Source organism: Sphingomonas sp. MJ1 (PH-R8), assembly GCF_048058635.1.
Lineage (GTDB): Bacteria > Pseudomonadota > Alphaproteobacteria > Sphingomonadales > Sphingomonadaceae > Sphingomonas.
In genome coordinates this window covers 1-15,920 of record NZ_JBBEFX010000008.1, presented here as the reverse complement: position 1 = coordinate 15,920, position 15,920 = coordinate 1, and the positions used below count along the sequence as shown (strand labels likewise).

General features: G+C 66.9%; 9 protein-coding genes, 1 tRNA gene and 2 rRNA genes. 3 read left to right on the top strand and 9 right to left on the bottom strand.

Features of this window, described 5'->3' with window-relative positions; genetic code table 11:
- Position 1: 1 nt before the first annotated feature.
- Entirely contained in the window at positions 2 to 1,009 is a 1,008-nt protein-coding gene (locus tag VPH46_RS08600) for an Ldh family oxidoreductase (RefSeq protein ID WP_416610657.1), read from the bottom strand.
- A 29-nt stretch (positions 1,010 to 1,038) separates the two neighbouring features.
- Positions 1,039 to 3,423: a beta-L-arabinofuranosidase domain-containing protein gene (locus VPH46_RS08595; RefSeq protein ID WP_416610477.1), complete on the bottom strand. Its 2,385-nt coding sequence runs from the start codon at positions 3,421 to 3,423 to the stop codon at positions 1,039 to 1,041.
- 185 nt (positions 3,424 to 3,608) lie between these two features.
- Between VPH46_RS08595 and VPH46_RS08590 the strand changes: the two genes are divergently transcribed.
- Positions 3,609 to 6,353 (top strand): DUF5695 domain-containing protein, encoded by a 2,745-nt coding sequence (locus VPH46_RS08590; RefSeq protein WP_416610474.1) that lies wholly within the window; start codon positions 3,609 to 3,611, stop codon positions 6,351 to 6,353.
- Positions 6,354 to 6,394: 41 nt separating this feature from the next.
- On the opposite strand, the gene VPH46_RS08585 is transcribed toward VPH46_RS08590, so the two are convergent.
- From VPH46_RS08585 to treF, 3 genes are all read right to left on the bottom strand, one after another.
- Positions 6,395 to 7,270 carry a manganese catalase family protein gene (locus VPH46_RS08585; protein WP_132883417.1) on the bottom strand — a complete coding sequence of 292 codons (876 nt, stop codon included), beginning with the start codon at positions 7,268 to 7,270 and terminating at the stop codon, positions 6,395 to 6,397.
- Positions 7,271 to 7,413: 143 nt separating this feature from the next.
- Positions 7,414 to 7,878: a MaoC family dehydratase gene (locus tag VPH46_RS08580; protein ID WP_416610473.1), complete on the bottom strand. Its 465-nt coding sequence runs from the start codon at positions 7,876 to 7,878 to the stop codon at positions 7,414 to 7,416.
- A gap of 10 nt (positions 7,879 to 7,888) precedes the next feature.
- A complete protein-coding gene (gene treF / locus VPH46_RS08575; RefSeq protein WP_416610472.1) occupies positions 7,889 to 9,466 on the bottom strand; it encodes an alpha,alpha-trehalase TreF in 1,578 nt (525 codons plus the stop codon).
- A 379-nt stretch (positions 9,467 to 9,845) separates the two neighbouring features.
- Here treF and VPH46_RS08570 point away from each other — a divergent pair, with 379 nt between their 5' ends.
- A complete protein-coding gene (locus tag VPH46_RS08570; RefSeq protein ID WP_416610470.1) occupies positions 9,846 to 12,299 on the top strand; it encodes a TonB-dependent receptor in 2,454 nt (817 codons plus the stop codon).
- Positions 12,300 to 12,541: 242 nt separating this feature from the next.
- Entirely contained in the window at positions 12,542 to 14,443 is a 1,902-nt protein-coding gene (locus VPH46_RS08565; protein WP_416610468.1) for a glycoside hydrolase domain-containing protein, read from the top strand.
- 97 nt (positions 14,444 to 14,540) lie between these two features.
- Here the strand turns inward: VPH46_RS08565 and VPH46_RS08560 are convergent, their stop codons facing one another.
- The 4 genes from VPH46_RS08560 to VPH46_RS08545 form a co-directional block, all read right to left on the bottom strand.
- Complete coding sequence (locus VPH46_RS08560; RefSeq protein ID WP_416610467.1) at positions 14,541 to 15,104, bottom strand: hypothetical protein; 564 nt, start codon at positions 15,102 to 15,104, stop codon at positions 14,541 to 14,543.
- Positions 15,105 to 15,363: 259 nt separating this feature from the next.
- Positions 15,364 to 15,440, bottom strand: a tRNA-Met gene (locus tag VPH46_RS08555).
- 46 nt (positions 15,441 to 15,486) lie between these two features.
- A 5S ribosomal RNA gene (gene rrf / locus VPH46_RS08550) occupies positions 15,487 to 15,601 on the bottom strand.
- A gap of 97 nt (positions 15,602 to 15,698) precedes the next feature.
- Positions 15,699 to 15,920: ribosomal RNA gene (locus VPH46_RS08545) — 23S ribosomal RNA — on the bottom strand; the annotation flags it as partial.

Sequence of the window (15,920 nt, the reverse complement as noted above, 5' to 3'; positions counted from 1 at the left end):
TCTAAGCCTTGCCCCCCTGTGCCAGCGCCATCAGATCGGCGTGGAGAGACGCGGGCACCCGCACGCCTTCCACCAGGCTGCGCGGCCGCGCGGCATAGCGCCGCGACCCCGGCAGGCGCGCACCCTGCGTTTCGATTGCCTCGAACATCGCCTCGGCGCGCGCGAGATGCTCGGCGACGCCCGCACCCAGGAAGCCGGCCGGGTCGATCGCGAGCACCAGCTCGCCGCCGAGCGGCGATCCGCCCGCGCCTTCGTCGGCCGCCATCGATTCCTTGCTGGTCATGTCGCCGATCAGCGGCCCGGCGATCAGCTCGACCATTGCGGCGAGCGCCGAGCCCTTGTGGCCGCCAAAGGTCCGCATCGCGCCAGAGAGCACGGCCGCGGCGTCGGTGGTGGGATTGCCGTCGGCGTCATAGCCCCAGTCGTCGGGCACGGGCTTGCCGGCGCGACGGTGGAGCTCGATTTCCCCGCGCGCGACTGCGCTGGTCGCAAAGTCGAACACGAACGGCTCGCGCCCCGGCCGTGGCCAGCCGAACGCGATCGGGTTGGTGCCGAACACCGGCTCCGTCCCGCCCGCCGGCGCCACCCAGGCGTGGCTGGGGGTGAAGGCGAGCGCCACCAGCCCCTGCTCGGTCAGCGCCTCGACCTCGGGCCAGAGTGCTGCGAAGTGGACGACGTTGTTGAGCGCCAGCGCGGCGATGCCGAACTTGCGCGCCTTTTCCACCAGCAGCGGCTTGCCACGCTCGAAGGCGAGTTGGGCAAAGCCGCCGCCGCCATCGACCCGCACCAGCGCCTGGGCGGGCTCGCTCACCACCGGCACCGCATTCTTGGACACGCGGCCGGTCGCGATGCTGCGGGTCGCGACCAGCAGCCGGTAGACGCCGTGCGATCCGCAGCCGTCGCGCTCGCCGGAGACCAACGTCTCGGCGACCGCCGCGGCATGATCGTCGGAAAGGCCCGCGCCGGACAGCACGTTGCGCGACAGGGTGCGGACCTCGTCCAGCGACATCGCCACCGTGTCGGCGGGAGCGGCCTCGCTCACGTCGTCGCGCCGGGCTTCGCGGTGAACAGGCGGACGCCGAACACCGGCCCGGCGCTGCTGCGGTCATGCGGCACGAACTTCACCTTCACGCTCTGCTTGCCCTTGGTAAGAGCCTCGGGAAGCGGATATTCGACGTCGAAGAACTTGCCCGGCTGGTCGTTCTCCAGATGCTGGGTGGCGAGCTTCACATCGTCGATGAGGATGTCGAAGTCGCGCGCGCGCTCGCTGCCCCAATAACTGGCCTGGAGGACGAGCGGACCCGGCTTCACCTTCATCGAGAATTCGAAATAGCCGCCCGAGCGCGCGTCGCGCCCGTTCCTGCCGCGGTACGAGACCGGATAGGAGATTTCGGAGGTGAGGTTGTGGTCGCGCTCCGGCTGCATTTCGCCCAGGTGCATGACGTCGACCGAACGGGCAGCGATGTCCTTCACGCGCGCCTGTTCGGCGAGGAACGCGACCTGCTCGTTCTTCCAGCCGGCCTCGCTGAAGCGCTTGAAATAGACTGCGCTGCGCCGTTCATACTGCGAGTAGAAGGGCACGAAGGTCAGGTCGGCGGGGCGCAGCAGCCCCTTGGTGGCATAGGACGCGCGGCCCTGGACGGGCGTAAACGCGGCGAGCGGCTGTTCGCCGACCATCGCCGGATCAACGCCCTGCCACTCGGTCTCGGCCGGACCCAGGTCGGCCGCCAGCACCAGCGGCCCGCGTACCACGGCAACCGTGTTCGGATCGCCCGGCGTCGATTCCAGCCGCAGATCGAGCGGGAAGGTGATCGCGACCATGTCGCCAGCCTTCCAGCGCCGATCCACCACGGCATAACCATTGCCGATCGCGGGGGTGACGGGCTGGTCGTTGACCGTCACCTGCACGGTGTCGCCGGCCCAGCCTGGAATACGAAGTGCCACGGGGAAGCGCCCGCGCTTCTGGAGCGCGGTGAGCGTCAGGCGGGCGCCGGGCTCGAAGGGGTAGCGAGTCTCCAGTGCCAGCTGTGCACCGCGGGTCTGCCACTGTGCTTCGGCCGGAATGTAGAGGTTGACGATCAGGCCACCCTCGCCTTCCCAGAAGATCGCCTCGCCATGCTTGGCGTGGCTCTCCATGCCGGAACCGACGCAGCACCAGAAGCTGTCCTCATAGGGTTCCGAATAGCCCCGCTTCGTGCCCGTCATCAGCGGCGTCATGTAGGTGAAGCCGCCGGTCTTGGGGTTCTGCGCCGACATGACATGGTTGAGGTGCGCGCGCTCGTAATAATCGAACAGCGCGCCGTCGGGCTGCCAATGGTAGAGCTGCTGCGTCAGCTTGAGCATGTTGTACGTGTTGCAATGCTCGCACGTCTGCTCGGTAATGTGGTTGGCGATGCTGTCGGGTTCGGAGAAATACTCGCGGTCCGCGTTGCCGCCGATCACATAGCTGTGGTGCTGCGTCACCGTCTTCCAGAAGAAGGTGGCTGCGTTGCGCTGCTCGGGCTTGCCGGTGAGGTCGTGGAGCCGCGCCAGGCCGATCAGCTTGGGGACCTGGGTATTGGCATGGAAGTTGGCGAGCTTGTCCTCGCCCGCAACCAGCGGGTCGAGCACGCGATGGTCGTAGATCCGCTCCGCGACCGCGAGCCAGCGCTTGTCGTTGGTGCGGGCGTAGAGCTCGGCATAGCTTTCGTTAAGGCCGCCGTACTCGCAGCCCAAGAGCTTCTCCATCTGCGCGTCGTCGAGCGCTGCGAACACCCGCTCGAAATAGCCGCCCAGGCCGAGGACGACCTGCAGCGCCTTGGGATTGCCCCAGGCGCCGTGGATGTCGAGCAGGCCGGCGAACAGCTTGTGCACGGTGTAGAGCGGCGACCAGCTGCCGTTGAGGTCGAAGCCGCCGGAACGGATGTCGCCCTTCATCACCTCGGGGAAGATCTCCTCCCCGTCGACGATCGTGCCGTCCTTCCGCTTGCGACCGAGAGCACCGACATAGCCGGTGCCGCGCTTCGCCTGCGCCTCGGCGAGTTCGTCGACGATATAGTCGGCGCGGCGGCGGCATTCGGGGTCGCCGGTCTGCTGCCACGTCAGCACCAGCGCGGTCATGTAGTGGCCGAGCGTATGGCCCGCAATCGTGTCGTTTTCCCAGCCGCCATAGATCGGCGCCTTGGGCTCGAGCCCGGCATATTTACGGAAGTTGTGGAGGAAGCGGTCGGGATCGAGCCGATGCAGATAGCCGCGGTTGACCTCGACGGCGGTCGCATAGTCGGACGGCTTGAGCCGCACGGCCGCGAGCGGTAGCGGCTTGGGCTTGGGCGGCAGCAGCGATGCGCCCGGATTCGCCACCCGCGCCATCGCGCGCGCGCCATGCGCTGCGAAAACCAACGTGGCTGCCCCTACCAGCAGTTCCCTACGGCTGCTCTCGATCACATGCCTCTCCCGTGAAATACGGTATACGATTACGGCGCACTTCCTGCGGCGTCAACCGCTGCCATCTTCATGGTAGCTTCAACATCGTATAATGTATTTGACCTATGTACACTCGGCTGGTTTCATGCCGGTGAAGATACTGCCGTTGCTGCACCCTTGCCGCCGCAGACTAGGAGCCCCGCCGAATGCACGTCCTGCGCACCCTGCCCCTCGTCGCCTTGCTAGCAGCCGTGCCGCTGGTCCCGGTCCTGCAGCCCGCCTGGTCGCAGGAGAAGCCGGTCAAGAAGGCTGCCAAGCCGATCGCGCGCACCGCGTACCGGACGGCGGACTTCCGCATGGAGCTGCGCAGCGACACGGGGACGCTCGCGCGCCTGTCCCCCAACGCCGAACCGGCGTTCGATTTCGTGCCAGGCGCGCGGGCGGCAGAGCGGGCCGAGGACGGCTATGTCCATCTGGGCGACCTCAACCTGCGGCTGCGCACGCCTGGCGGCGCCTGGCAGGACTTCGCCTCGTCCAGGAAGCGTGCCCCGATCCGCAAGCTCGCAGCGCGCCCGGGGACGCTCGCGGCCGCCGATATTACCGCCAGCATGGGCGCGGGCTTTCCGCTGAAGGTGGAGCGGCGCTGGGCGACCGAGGGCAAGGCGGTGGCGCTGCGCTTCACCCTCACCAACCCCGGCAGCACGCCGATCGAGATCGGCGGCTTGGGGCTGCCGATGGTGTTCGACAACATCATCACCGAACGCGAGCTGGACACGGCGCACGCGCAGGCGAGCTTCGTCGACCCCTATATCGGCCGTGACGCCGGCTACCTGCAGGTGACGCGCCTGAACGGCAAGGGCCCGGCGCTGCTGGTGATCCCCGAGCGCGGCACCCCGCTGGAGGCCTATCGCCCGATCGCCGAGGCCCGCCACGCCAAGCCCGGCGACATCTTCACCGACCGCAGCCCGCGGGGCCAGACCTCGGAAGGCTTCTACGACTGGACGGTGGCCAGCAAGGGCTTTGCCGACAAGGAATGGAAGAACGCCGGCGAGCAGTGGAACACGCCGACCAGCATCACCCTGGCGCCGGGCGAAACCCGCACCATCGGCGTGCGGCTGGTGCAGGCGCCCTCCATCCGCGGCATCGAGAACACGCTGGTGCAGCAGGCGCGGCCCGTCGCCGTCGGCATCCCAGGCTATGTCGTGCCGACCGACCTGGATGCATCGCTGTTCCTCAAGAGCACCCAGCCGGTCATCAAGGTCGAGAGCGAGCCCGCCGGCGCGCTTGCCGCGACGCCTGCGGCGCCGGTCAACGGCTGGGCCCGCTATGCGGTGCGCGCCAGCGGCTGGGGCCGGGCGCGCCTCTCGATCACCTATGCCGACAACAGCGTGCAGACGGTGAGCTACTTCATCACCAAGCCGCTCGAACAGGCAGTGGCGGACCTCGGCCGCTTCTCGACCACCCGGCAATGGTATGACGACAGGTCCGATCCCTTCCGCCGCGGCCCCGCCGTCATGTCCTATGATCGCGAGGCGAACCGCATCGTGACGCAGGATGCCCGCGTCTGGATCGCGGGTCTCAGCGACGAGGGCGGCGCCGGCGCCTGGGTGGCCGCGATGATGAAGCAGCTCGACAATCCGGTACGCGAGGAAGTCGCCAAGCTCGAGCGGATGATGAACGAGACGGTGGTCGGCAAGCTGCAGGTCGCCAGCGGCCCGCAGGCGGGCGCCATCAAGAAGAGCCTGTTCTATTATGAGCCCGGGCAGCACCCGGGCTATTACGACGAGAGCCGGAACTGGAAGAACTGGACGGCGTGGACGAAGAAGCAGTCCGACGACCTCGGCCGCTCGTACAATTATCCACACGTCGCGGCCGGCCATTGGGTGCTCTACCGGCTCGCCCGCAACCACACCGGCCTGGTGAAGACCCATGACTGGCGCTGGTATCTGGAGCGTGCCTATCAGACCACGGTCGCGATGATGCGCGATGCGCCGCAGTATGCGCAGTTCGGCCAGATGGAGGGCGACGTGTTCGTCGACATCCTCAAGGACCTGAAGCGCGAGGGGATGGCGCCCGAGGCGGCCGAGATGGAACGGCTGATGAAGGGTCGCGCCGACCACTGGAAGACGCTGCCCTATCCGTTCGGCAGCGAGATGGCGTGGGATTCGACCGGCCAGCCCGAGGTCTATGCGTGGATGCGCTATTTCGGCCACCAGCAGCAGGCCGACGAAACGCGCGAGGTGATCCTGGCCTATGACCCGGCCGTCCCGCACTGGGGCTATAACGGCAATGCGCGCCGCTATTGGGACTTCCTCTACGGCGGCAAGGTCCCGCGGATCGAGCGGCAGATCCACCATTATGGCTCGACCCTCAACGCGGTGCCGCTGTTCGACGCCTTCCGCGCGAACCCCAAGGATACCCACCTGCTGCGCGTCGCCTATGGCGGGTTGATGGGCGGCATCACCAACATCGACCAGGAGGGCTTCTCCAGCGCCGCCTTCCATTCCTATCCCGACATGATGCAGTGGGACGCCTATACCGGCGACTATGGCATGGGCTTCTTCGGCCACGCCTATGCGACGGCGACCTATCTGGTGAACGACCCGACCTTCGGCTGGCTCGCCTATGGCGGCAACCTGAAGCAGCAGGGCGGCTCGCTGCACGTCGAGCCCAGGGACAGCGCACGCACGCGGCTGTTCGTGGCACCGGCCGGGCTGTGGCTGACGCTGGAGGCGGGCAAGATCGACGCGGCCGACTATGATCCGGCGAGCGGCCGGGTGACGCTGACGCTGTCGGGCAAGACGCGCTTCACCCCTGCCGCGCGCCTGCTGGTGGAAACCACGGTGGCAGGCGCGCGCTCCTATACGGTCGACACCGCAGCAGTCGAGCGTGGGGCCTATACGATCCCGCTGGCGGCCAGCGGTACGCGCGTGACCCTCACGCCCCGATAGGCGGAAAGCGAGAGCGGCGGAGGACCGCCGCTCCCGTTCGCTCAGGATGCAGCCGGCGGGGTCGGCACCTTCTGGGTCCCGTAGAGGCGCGGGTCCGTCGGCCCGAGCTCCAGCGGCGGGCCCATGGCCGGCGGCTCGGCGATGAATTCGAACTCGCCCTTGCCATCCATCGACGGGCCCGATGCCCAGCGGCCGGTGGCGCTTTCGCCACCGCGCGAATGCTGGAGATACTTGTACGCGAATTCCTCGCGCTGCAGCTCCTGGGGGAAGGTGATCGGGTTCGGCGTCTCGTCCAGCCCTTCGGCCTCGAGTTCCGCGATCGCGGCCAGCCACTGGTTCTGGTGCATGGTATCGCGCGCGATCAGGTAGCTCAGCATGTCCTTCACGCCGGGATCGTCCGTCATGTTGTAGAGACGCGCGGCCTGGAGGCGGCCCTGGCTCTCGGCCGTCACGTTGAAGCGGAAGTCGGCCAGCAGGTTGCCGCTCGCGACGATATAGTCGGCGGTCCAGCGGTTCCCCTGCGAGTCCACCGGCATGGCGCCGCCGCCGCTCACGATCGCGTGCTGCGGGCTCATTGCGGCGAACACCACGTCGTCCACGCGTGCGCCGCCCATCACCGCGCCCACGATCGAATCCTTGGCGGCATGTTCCTGCGCTTCCACCGGAGACTGTTCGAGCAGCCGGGCAACCATCGTCGCCAGCATCTCGACGTGGCCGATCTCTTCCGTGCCGATGTCGAAGGTCATGTCGCGATACTTGATCGGGCCGCGGCTGTTCCAGGCCTGGAACATATAGCCCAGCATCACGCTGATCTCGCCCCATTGACCGCCGATCAGCTCCTGGAGCTTCTTGGCGTACAGGGGATCAGGACGCTCGGGCGTGCAGTTGTAGGCCGCCTCCTTGATGTGGATGAACATGCGAAACTCCTCCGATTGCGGTGACGCCTGAGGAAACCTGCCGGCCTCTGGCATCCCGCAAGCGCTTCGGAGGAATTGAAGGTTCGTATGGTTGCGACGGAAGGTGCCGCGCAGCGGACGTTACGCGGATGGATTCTACTAGGTTAACTTTCACCCTGGGGCGTTGGGCGCGCGAAGATCTGCACGAGATTCGTGTAGCGCATCGCGGTGCGGCCATGCTGATTGCGGACGGTGACGCCGATGCGCACCACGCCCCGGTCGGGCTTGGTTCGCGACCTGTTGACCTCCAGGACCTCGCGGCGTGCGCGCAGGACGTCGCCTGGCCGCACCGCCTCCTCCCAGCGAAGCTCGTCCAATTGGAGCCCCAGCAGCGGCATGTCGCCGAACGGGCTGGTCTCCACCGTATCGCGCATCACCAGCGCGGCTACGTGCCATCCGCTCGCGATGATGCCGCCGAAACGCCCCTGCGCCGCCGCCACCGGATCGACGTGCATCGGTTGCGGATCATAGACGCTGGCGAAGGCGATCACCGCATCCTCGGTGATCGGAATCGGCCCCCCTTCCCAGCTTTCGCCGACGGACAGGTCTTCGAGGTAACGAGCAGACATGGAAGCCCTTTCAGCGGGTGCGGACCGGCGCGCCGATGTCCGGGTAGCGCTCCAGGATCGCGCTCGCCACGCCGTTGGTCCAGCCGAAGCCGTCCTGCGTCGGATATTCGCCGCCGCCGCCAGGCTTGCGCTCCTCGACGTCGTATTTCTCAAGCATTTTGCCGGTTTCGGCATAGGCGGTGGCGACCGTATCGATCCAGCGGCGCGCGATCTCGCGCGCGAGTTCCGGCTGGCCAGAGCGTTCCAGGCCAGCGATCGCGATCCACTGCAGCGGCGCCCAGCCGTTGGGCGAATCCCACTGCTGGCCGGTTCGCAGCGGCGTGGTCCGCAGGCCGCCGGTCGCGAGTAGCGTCCGGCGCACCGTCGCGGCGACGGCGGCAGCCTGCCTGGGAGACGCGGCACCCGCGAACAGCGGATAGAGCATCGCGGCGGACAGGCGCGGTGTGGCGACGCGCGCGACGCGGTCCCAATCCGCATAGTGCCCTTCCTTCGCCACCCAGAAATAGCGATCGAGGGCAGCGCGGCGGCGGCTCGCGAGGTCGCGGAACTGGATCGCGCAGCCCTGGTCGCCCGCGGCCGCACACCGGCGGGCGATCGACTGCTCCAGGATCAGCATCAGGCTGTTGAGGTCGACCGGCACGATCTCGGTGGTGCGGATCGAGGCCAGGCGCCGCGGATCGGCGAGCCACCGGCTGCTATAGTCCCAGCCGCTCTCCGCCCCTGCGCGCAGGTGCCGGTAGAGGGTTTCCGCCGGGCGCGAAGGGTCCTCCTTCGCGGTGGCGACATCCTCGGCAAAGGACTCGTCGCGCGGAAGCGGGCGATCGTCCCAATAGCGGTTGAGCAGCGTCCCGTCCGGCATGCGCACCACGCGCGCACAGGCCCCGGACGCATCCAGGCACGCGGCGCCCTGCATCCAATAGCCATGCTCGCGCTTCAGCGCCGCAAGCCGACGCGCAGCGAGTGCGGGATCGGCATCCTTCGACAGGTCCAGCATCAGCGCGAAGAAGGGCGGCTGCGAGCGGCCGAGATAGTAGGTTCGCATGCCGTTGGGGATGTGGCCGTAGCGCTCGATCGTGTCGGTGAAGTCCGCGAGCATCGATTCCACCAGCGGCTGCTGCCCGTCGACGGTCAGCCCCAGCATCGTGAAATAGCTGTCCCAGTAATAAATCTCGCGGAAGCGCCCGCCTGGCACCACGTACGGCGCCTGCATCGGCAGCGCAGAACTGCCCGCCGGCACCGGCTCGGGCTGGCGCACCAGCGTCGGCCAGAGCGTACGGATGTGGCGGCGCAGGTCCGCGGCCTCGCGGTCTTTGACCCCCGGCACGACGAAGTTCCGGAGCACGAAGGCGCGCAACGCCTCCCGCGTGGTGGGCGCATTGCGGCGATACTCTGCCAGGATGGCGTCCGGCGCGCGCTTCGGCACCGCATCGACGAAGGTCTTGCCGTCCGGGAAGATGCGCCCGGTCTGCACCGCGCTGAAAAGGGGGCCGTAGATGTCGGCAGGCGATTGCTGCTGCGCGGGAAGCGGGCTTGCGACCAGTGCCGAGAGCGCAAGCAAGCTGCCGATCAGCGAACGCGAAAGCTTCATGTCTTGTCCTCTCGTCAGCACGGGCGCGCCGTTCGTGCCCAGATGCCGGTCCAAAAAGGCTGCGGCAAGCGACCGGCCTCATCAAGGTCCAACCGAGCGAGCACCCTCTTGCCCCCACACAGCCCTCCCGCGGCAGCTATTCCTGCGAGAAACTCCATCCGCAAGATCAGCACTCCAGAAACCGTCCTCGTACGCCGATCCTCTGTTGCAAGAAAGCAGCAGTGAACCGGCCTTGTACCGTACACCTATCGCAGCAACTGAAATGAAGTACTATACCAGCTCTTGGGATGAAGATCCCACATCAAGAACCGGCCGAATTAAAGCCGGATCGTACAAGTGTAGGGGATGAGACATGCTTGCCATATCCATTCGTCGACTGATGATCGGTACCGCTACCGGGGCGCTGATGACGGCACTCCCTGCACTCGCGCAAACAACCACGGACGGGGCGCAGACGGCCGACAGCGCCCAGCGCGCCGCGCCTGAGGAGGGGCTGGTCGATACGAGCCAGCCCAATGGCGAGGAGATCATCGTCGTCGGCACGGCCGGCGGCGGCACGCGCCGGCAGGACGCCGCGTTTGCGGTAACAGCGCTTTCCAACGACGCCATTGAACGCGCGGCGCCGAACAGCACGGCCGACATCCTGCGCGCGGTGCCCGGGGTCATGGCGGAAAGCTCGGGCGGCCAGAACGGCGCCAACATCTTCGTCCGCGGCTATCCGTCGGGCGGCGATGCGCAGTTCGTCTCCTTCCAATATGCCGGCGCGCCGGTGTTCGCACCGCCCACCCTCTCGTTCCTGGAGAATTCGCAGCTGATCCGGCTGGACGAGACGGTGCAGCGGATCGAGGCGGTGCGTGGCGGCACGGGATCGCTGTTCTCGCTCGGCCAGCCCGGACTTACCGTCAACGTCGTTCCGCGGATCGGCGGCAGCGAGTTCCACGGCTTGGCCAAGCTCTCCTACACCGATTACGACGAGATCCGCGGCGATGCCTGGGTCTCCGGTCCGCTCGACGAGGATACCGGCTTCATGATCGGTGGCTTCTACGCCCAGGGCAACGGCATCCGCGATCCCCGCTTCCGCGCCGAAAAGGGCGGGCAGATCACGGCCAATGTCCACCATGATTTCGGCGGCCGCGGATCCGTGGAGGTCTATGCGCGCTACCTGAACGATCGCGGCGCCTGGCTGCTGCCGATCCCCGTGATCTCCGACAGCGATGGCGACATTCGCGCCTATCCGGGCTTCGATCCCGGCACCGGCACGCTGCTGGGGCCGGACACGCGGGTCACGACCAACGTGGTCGGCCGCACCCTTGACCTGCGCGAGGGCCGCGGCGCCAAGATCGTCAACACAGGCATCAACTTCGAATATGAGGTCGCCGAGGGGCTGCGGCTGCGCGAGCGCACCAGCTTCCTTGGCGGGAATGCGGATACGCTCGGGCTCGTGCCGGTCGAGGCCCCGGTCGCAGCATCCGCCATGGCCGTGACGCTGGGCGGCGCCGGCTCGACCGTCGGTGCGCTCACCTATGCGAGCGGCGGCGGCGCGGTCGAGGGCGGTGCCGACGCGCGGGTGATGCGCGCGGGCATCTGGGAAGTGCGCAAGAAGATCTCGTCCTTCGTGTCGGACACGGCAGCCGAGTGGACGGCGGGCAAGAACAAGCTGACTGCCGGCTTTTTCTACACCAACTATACGTCGCGCGACGCCTGGGTGCTGGGCAACCAGGTGCTGCTCGCGGCGGAACCGAACGCGCGCCGCCTGAACCTGACGCTGAACGGGGGCCGCGCCGCAACGCTCGACGGCTTCACGAGCGGTCCCGCCTTCCAGGTCCGCGCGAATTACGAGGGTGAGGACTATGCCCTCTACGCCGTCGACGAGCTGCAGCTGACCCCACAACTGCGCATCGACGGCGGCATCCGCTGGCAACGCCATGCCGTCGATGCGACGCTGCGTACGCCGGTCGCGGGCGGCAACGTCAATCTCGATGGGGACCCGCTGACGCTGTACGACAATTCCGTCACCGTACTCGGCGACCCGCGTACGATTCGCTACCGCAACGATGCCTGGTCGTGGACCGCCGGCGCCAACTACGACTTCACCGACGAGATCGGCGTCTTCGCCCGCTACAGCCGCGGCAACAGCTTCCCGCAGTTCGACAATCTGCGCGAAGCCACGGCCGAGAACATCGCCAACGACACCGGACTCGCCGCAACCGCGGAGGTCGATACCTATGAGGGCGGCGTGAAGATCTCGACGGGGATCGGCAACCTATATGCCACCGTCTTCCACAACAAGTTCGATGGCCTGGCGACCACTTCGCTGATCGACAATGTGCCGGTCAGTTCGAACGGTGGCGCCAAGGCGACCGGCGTCGAAGTGGAGGGTGCCGTGCGCCCGACGCCTTGGTTCAGCATCACGGCGGCCGGCACCTATCTCGACGCCACCTACCGCGACTTCTTCACCGGCAACGGCACCATCGACAACACCGGCAATCAGGTGCAACGCCAGCCCAAATGGATGTGGCGGGTGACGCCGGCGATCGACGTGGATGTCGGCAATCTGCGCCCGTCGATCTTCGCCACGCTGCAATATACCGGCGACCGCTTCTCCGATCCGGAAAACCTGCAGGTCCTGCCGCACTTCTACCAGCTCGACGCGGGCGTTTCCCTGGAGGTGTCGCAGCGCATCCGACTGCAGGTGACGGGCAACAACCTGACCGACGAGATCGGCCTGACCGAGGGCAACCCGCGGATCATCGGCGGCCAGGGCACGGGTCCGATCCTTGCCCGCCCGATCCTCGGTCGCTCGTTCCGGTTCAGCGCGGCGTTCGAGTTCTGACCGTGCGGGGAAGCGGCGGGAGGTCCTGAAGAGCGCACACGGATCGGCGCAACAGCGGTAGAGGGCTTGCCCGCTCTGGACACCGGGAGGTGGCCGGGCAAAGGAGCGGCAAGCTGCTCGCCTGCTGGAGGGAATGAATGCCGATATCGCCGACCGCCGGTGCCGGGGGATCTCCCGCGCCGCGCGATCCGAAGGGACGTGGCATGCGATTCCCCATCGCCGCTCCTCGCTCGGCTGGGCCAATGAAGCGCGCTCTCCTGGCCGCCGGTGCGGCACTGGCGTTCACGGCACCTGCGATCGCGCGCGAGAAGCCGGTCGACCTCGTCGATCCGTTCGTCGGCACGCTCGCTGATTTCGGGCAGCTCTCCCCCGCCGCCGTAGCGCCCTATGGCATGGTGCAGTTGGGGCCGGACACCGATCCTGCCAACCACGCCGGGTACGACTATGCGGCGCGCAGCCTGCGCGGCTTCTCGCACACGCGTGCGGTGGGCGTGGGCTGTGGCGGCGGCGGCGGCGACCTGCTGGTCTCGCTGCTGCCGGAGGGCTCTGGAGCGCTCGTGCCGCTCGACAAGGCAAGCGAGCGCGCAGGCGCCGGGCTCTACCGGGTCACCTATGCCAACGGCATCACCGCCGACATGACCGCGACCCGCGGCGCCGGCCTGCTGCGCTTCACCGTCTCCCAGACGGGCCGCTACCTGCTCCGCTTCGATGCCGCGCACGCCTACACGCGGCGCCATGCCGCCCGGCTCACCGCCGAGGGCACTGATCTGCGGGCGACCCTGACCGCCGGCACCGTCTGCGACGAGGGTGCCTATACGATCCACAGCGCGAGCCGGATCACGGTGGACGGCACGCCGCGCGCTGCCGCCGGGACGATCACCGGCAACCAGGCATCGCTTGCCCTCGATCTGCGCCGCGGCGCCGTCGTGGAAGTGCGCACGGGTCTCTCGACCGTCGACCCCGCGGCGGCAGCAGGGGTGCGCGACACGGAGCTCGGCACCCGATCGTTCGCGACGGTGCTCGCGGGCACGCGAGCGCGCTGGCAGCGGGAACTGTCCCGCGTCCGCATTGACGCCTCGCGCGAGCAGCGCGCGCTGTTCTACACGTCGCTTTTCCGGGTGATGCAGACGCCGGTCGCAATCGACGATCCCGATGGCCGACACCGTGGCAGCGACGGCCAGGTGCACCGGTCCGCACCCGGCACCACCCGCTATGCCAGCTGGGCGCTGTGGGACAATTACCGGACCCAGATGCCGCTGATCGCGATCCTCGACCCGGACCGCGCCGCCGACATCGCACGTTCGCTGCTTGCCCTCTATGGCGAGGGCAAGCAGCGCTGGTCGACCCGGACGGAGCCGTTCCTGACGGTGCGCACCGAGCATGCCGGCGTCGCGCTGCTCGATTTCTACCGACGCGGCATCCGCGGCTTTGATGCGCGTGCTGCCCTCGCCGGCATGGTACGCGAAAGCGAGACGCTGCAACGCGACACCCCGGACCAGCAGATCGAGGCCGCCTATGATGACTGGGCGGTCGCCGAACTCGCCGGCGAACTGGGGGAGCAGGCGATCGCGGAGCGCTTCCGCGCCAAGGCACTCTCCTATCGGAAGATGTGGCGCTCGGTGTTCGAGAACCTCGGGCCCGATGCCGACGTCGTCAAGGCGCGGGGCCTCTACCAGGGAACGCTGTGGCAGTACCGCTGGGCGCCGGTGTTCGACCTCGACTGGATGGTGGCGACGCTCGGCAGGGAGCGCTTTCTGCAGGAGCTGGATCGCTTCTTTGCGGACGGGCTCTACAACATGACCAACCAGCCCGACATTCATACGCCCTGGCTCTACGCGGCGCTTGGTCGTCCGGATAAGACGCGCGACCTGGTGCACCGCTACCTCACCGAGCCGGTGGACCACCCTTACACCAACGCCGGCAAGCGCCCCGTCCCCTTCCGCGGCCGCAGCTTCGCGCTGGCGCCGCAGGGGTATGCCGACGGCATGGATGACGACGCGGGTGCGATGTCGGCCTGGTACGTCTTCGGCGCACTCGGCTTCTATCCGCTGGTGCCGGGCAAGCCGGACCTGGTCACCACCGCACCATTGGTGAAACACGCTGACATCGCGGCGAAGAACCCGCGCGGAACAAGCCGGAATTAGTCCGGCGAAAAGAGCGGCGGATCCGCAGAGCCCACGTAAGCGTCTGCTCAGGACCGTCGACTGGGAAGAAGTGATGAGCTGCGGAGGGCTGGCAAGATCACCTTGTCATGCCGATCCACATGATCTCGACGAAGGCCGTTGCCATGAGAGCAATGATGGCTGCAATCCGGGGACGTGACATCGCGGCCGATGCGAAGCTCGCGATGACGAAGATCGCGGCGAAAGCAAACTCAGCCGTCGGAAAGGCGAAGAACGGCCTTGAGGCATGACGAAAATCGTCCTGAGCTTCGAACCAGCCTTGCATGCGCTTTGTTTCAAGCATCGTCCAGAACAGCCATATGGCGCTAATGATGGGCAGCACATAGCGCGCTACGTGGTGGCCGGCGGTCTTGATGCGGGATGGCGTCATGTGCCGATTGTAGATGAAGGGGTGCAGCAAGCCATCGTTTCCGTCTCTCGGATTGAACGCTACGTGGTCCAGTTCCGCGGTACGAGTTCGCCTATGCGGTTGACAGGGTACCCGTCGGCGATGCGCGTAAGCACGTCGCGCAGCGAGGCTGGGGGTCGACAAAGTTGAGCTTGGCGGTTTGGAGAGGGTGTAGATCGCCGCTGCCCGCTCGCTGTAGGTCCGCCGGCGCTCCGTCCCGGTGATGACCTCCATTTGCCCCATCTCCTGACCTCCTTCTGGACTCCAGGAGGAGACCACAAATCCGGACATTGACGCCTACGCCGCCCCCGGCAACACGCGGCTCACCGGCCGCTTACGGTGAGCGTGCTGTTTGGCGCCAGTTCGGCTGAGGAGGCGGGCACGGCACACCGCGACAGTTTCCACGCGGGCAGGCTATCTCCAGGGCCTGAGCGCGTATACCCCGGACGCAACAAAGCCCGCGAGGTCGTTGGACCAAGCGGGCTTTGGTGTTTGGTTGCGGGGACAGGATTTGAACCTGTGACCTTCAGGTTATGAGCCTGACGAGCTACCGGGCTGCTCCACCCCGCGCCAGGGTGAATTGCATTGTGAATGGGTTGTGAGCACGAGCTTCAATGCCTGGCGACGACCTACTCTTCCATCGCTTGAGCGATAGTACCATTGGCGCGGTCTGGTTTCACGGCCGAGTTCGGGATGGGATCGGGTGGGTCACAGACGCTATAGCCACCAAGCAATGAAGCCGGTGCACACAAGTTTTTCAAATCGATGTTAAGGCTGAGGGTACATCCACATCGTGACAACCAGGGTTGTCGTTGATGGTGGGACTCTTCAAGCGCGAATAGGACAATTAGTATCGGTTAGCTACACGCGTTACCGCGCTTCCACATCCGATCTATCAAGGTCGTGGTCTCCGACCGTCCTAAGAAATCTTATCTCGAGGGAGGCTTCCCGCTTAGATGCTTTCAGCGGTTATCCCGTCCGTACATAGCTACCCTGCTGCGCCGTTGGCACGACGACAGGTACACCAGAGGTACGTTCAACCCGGTCCTC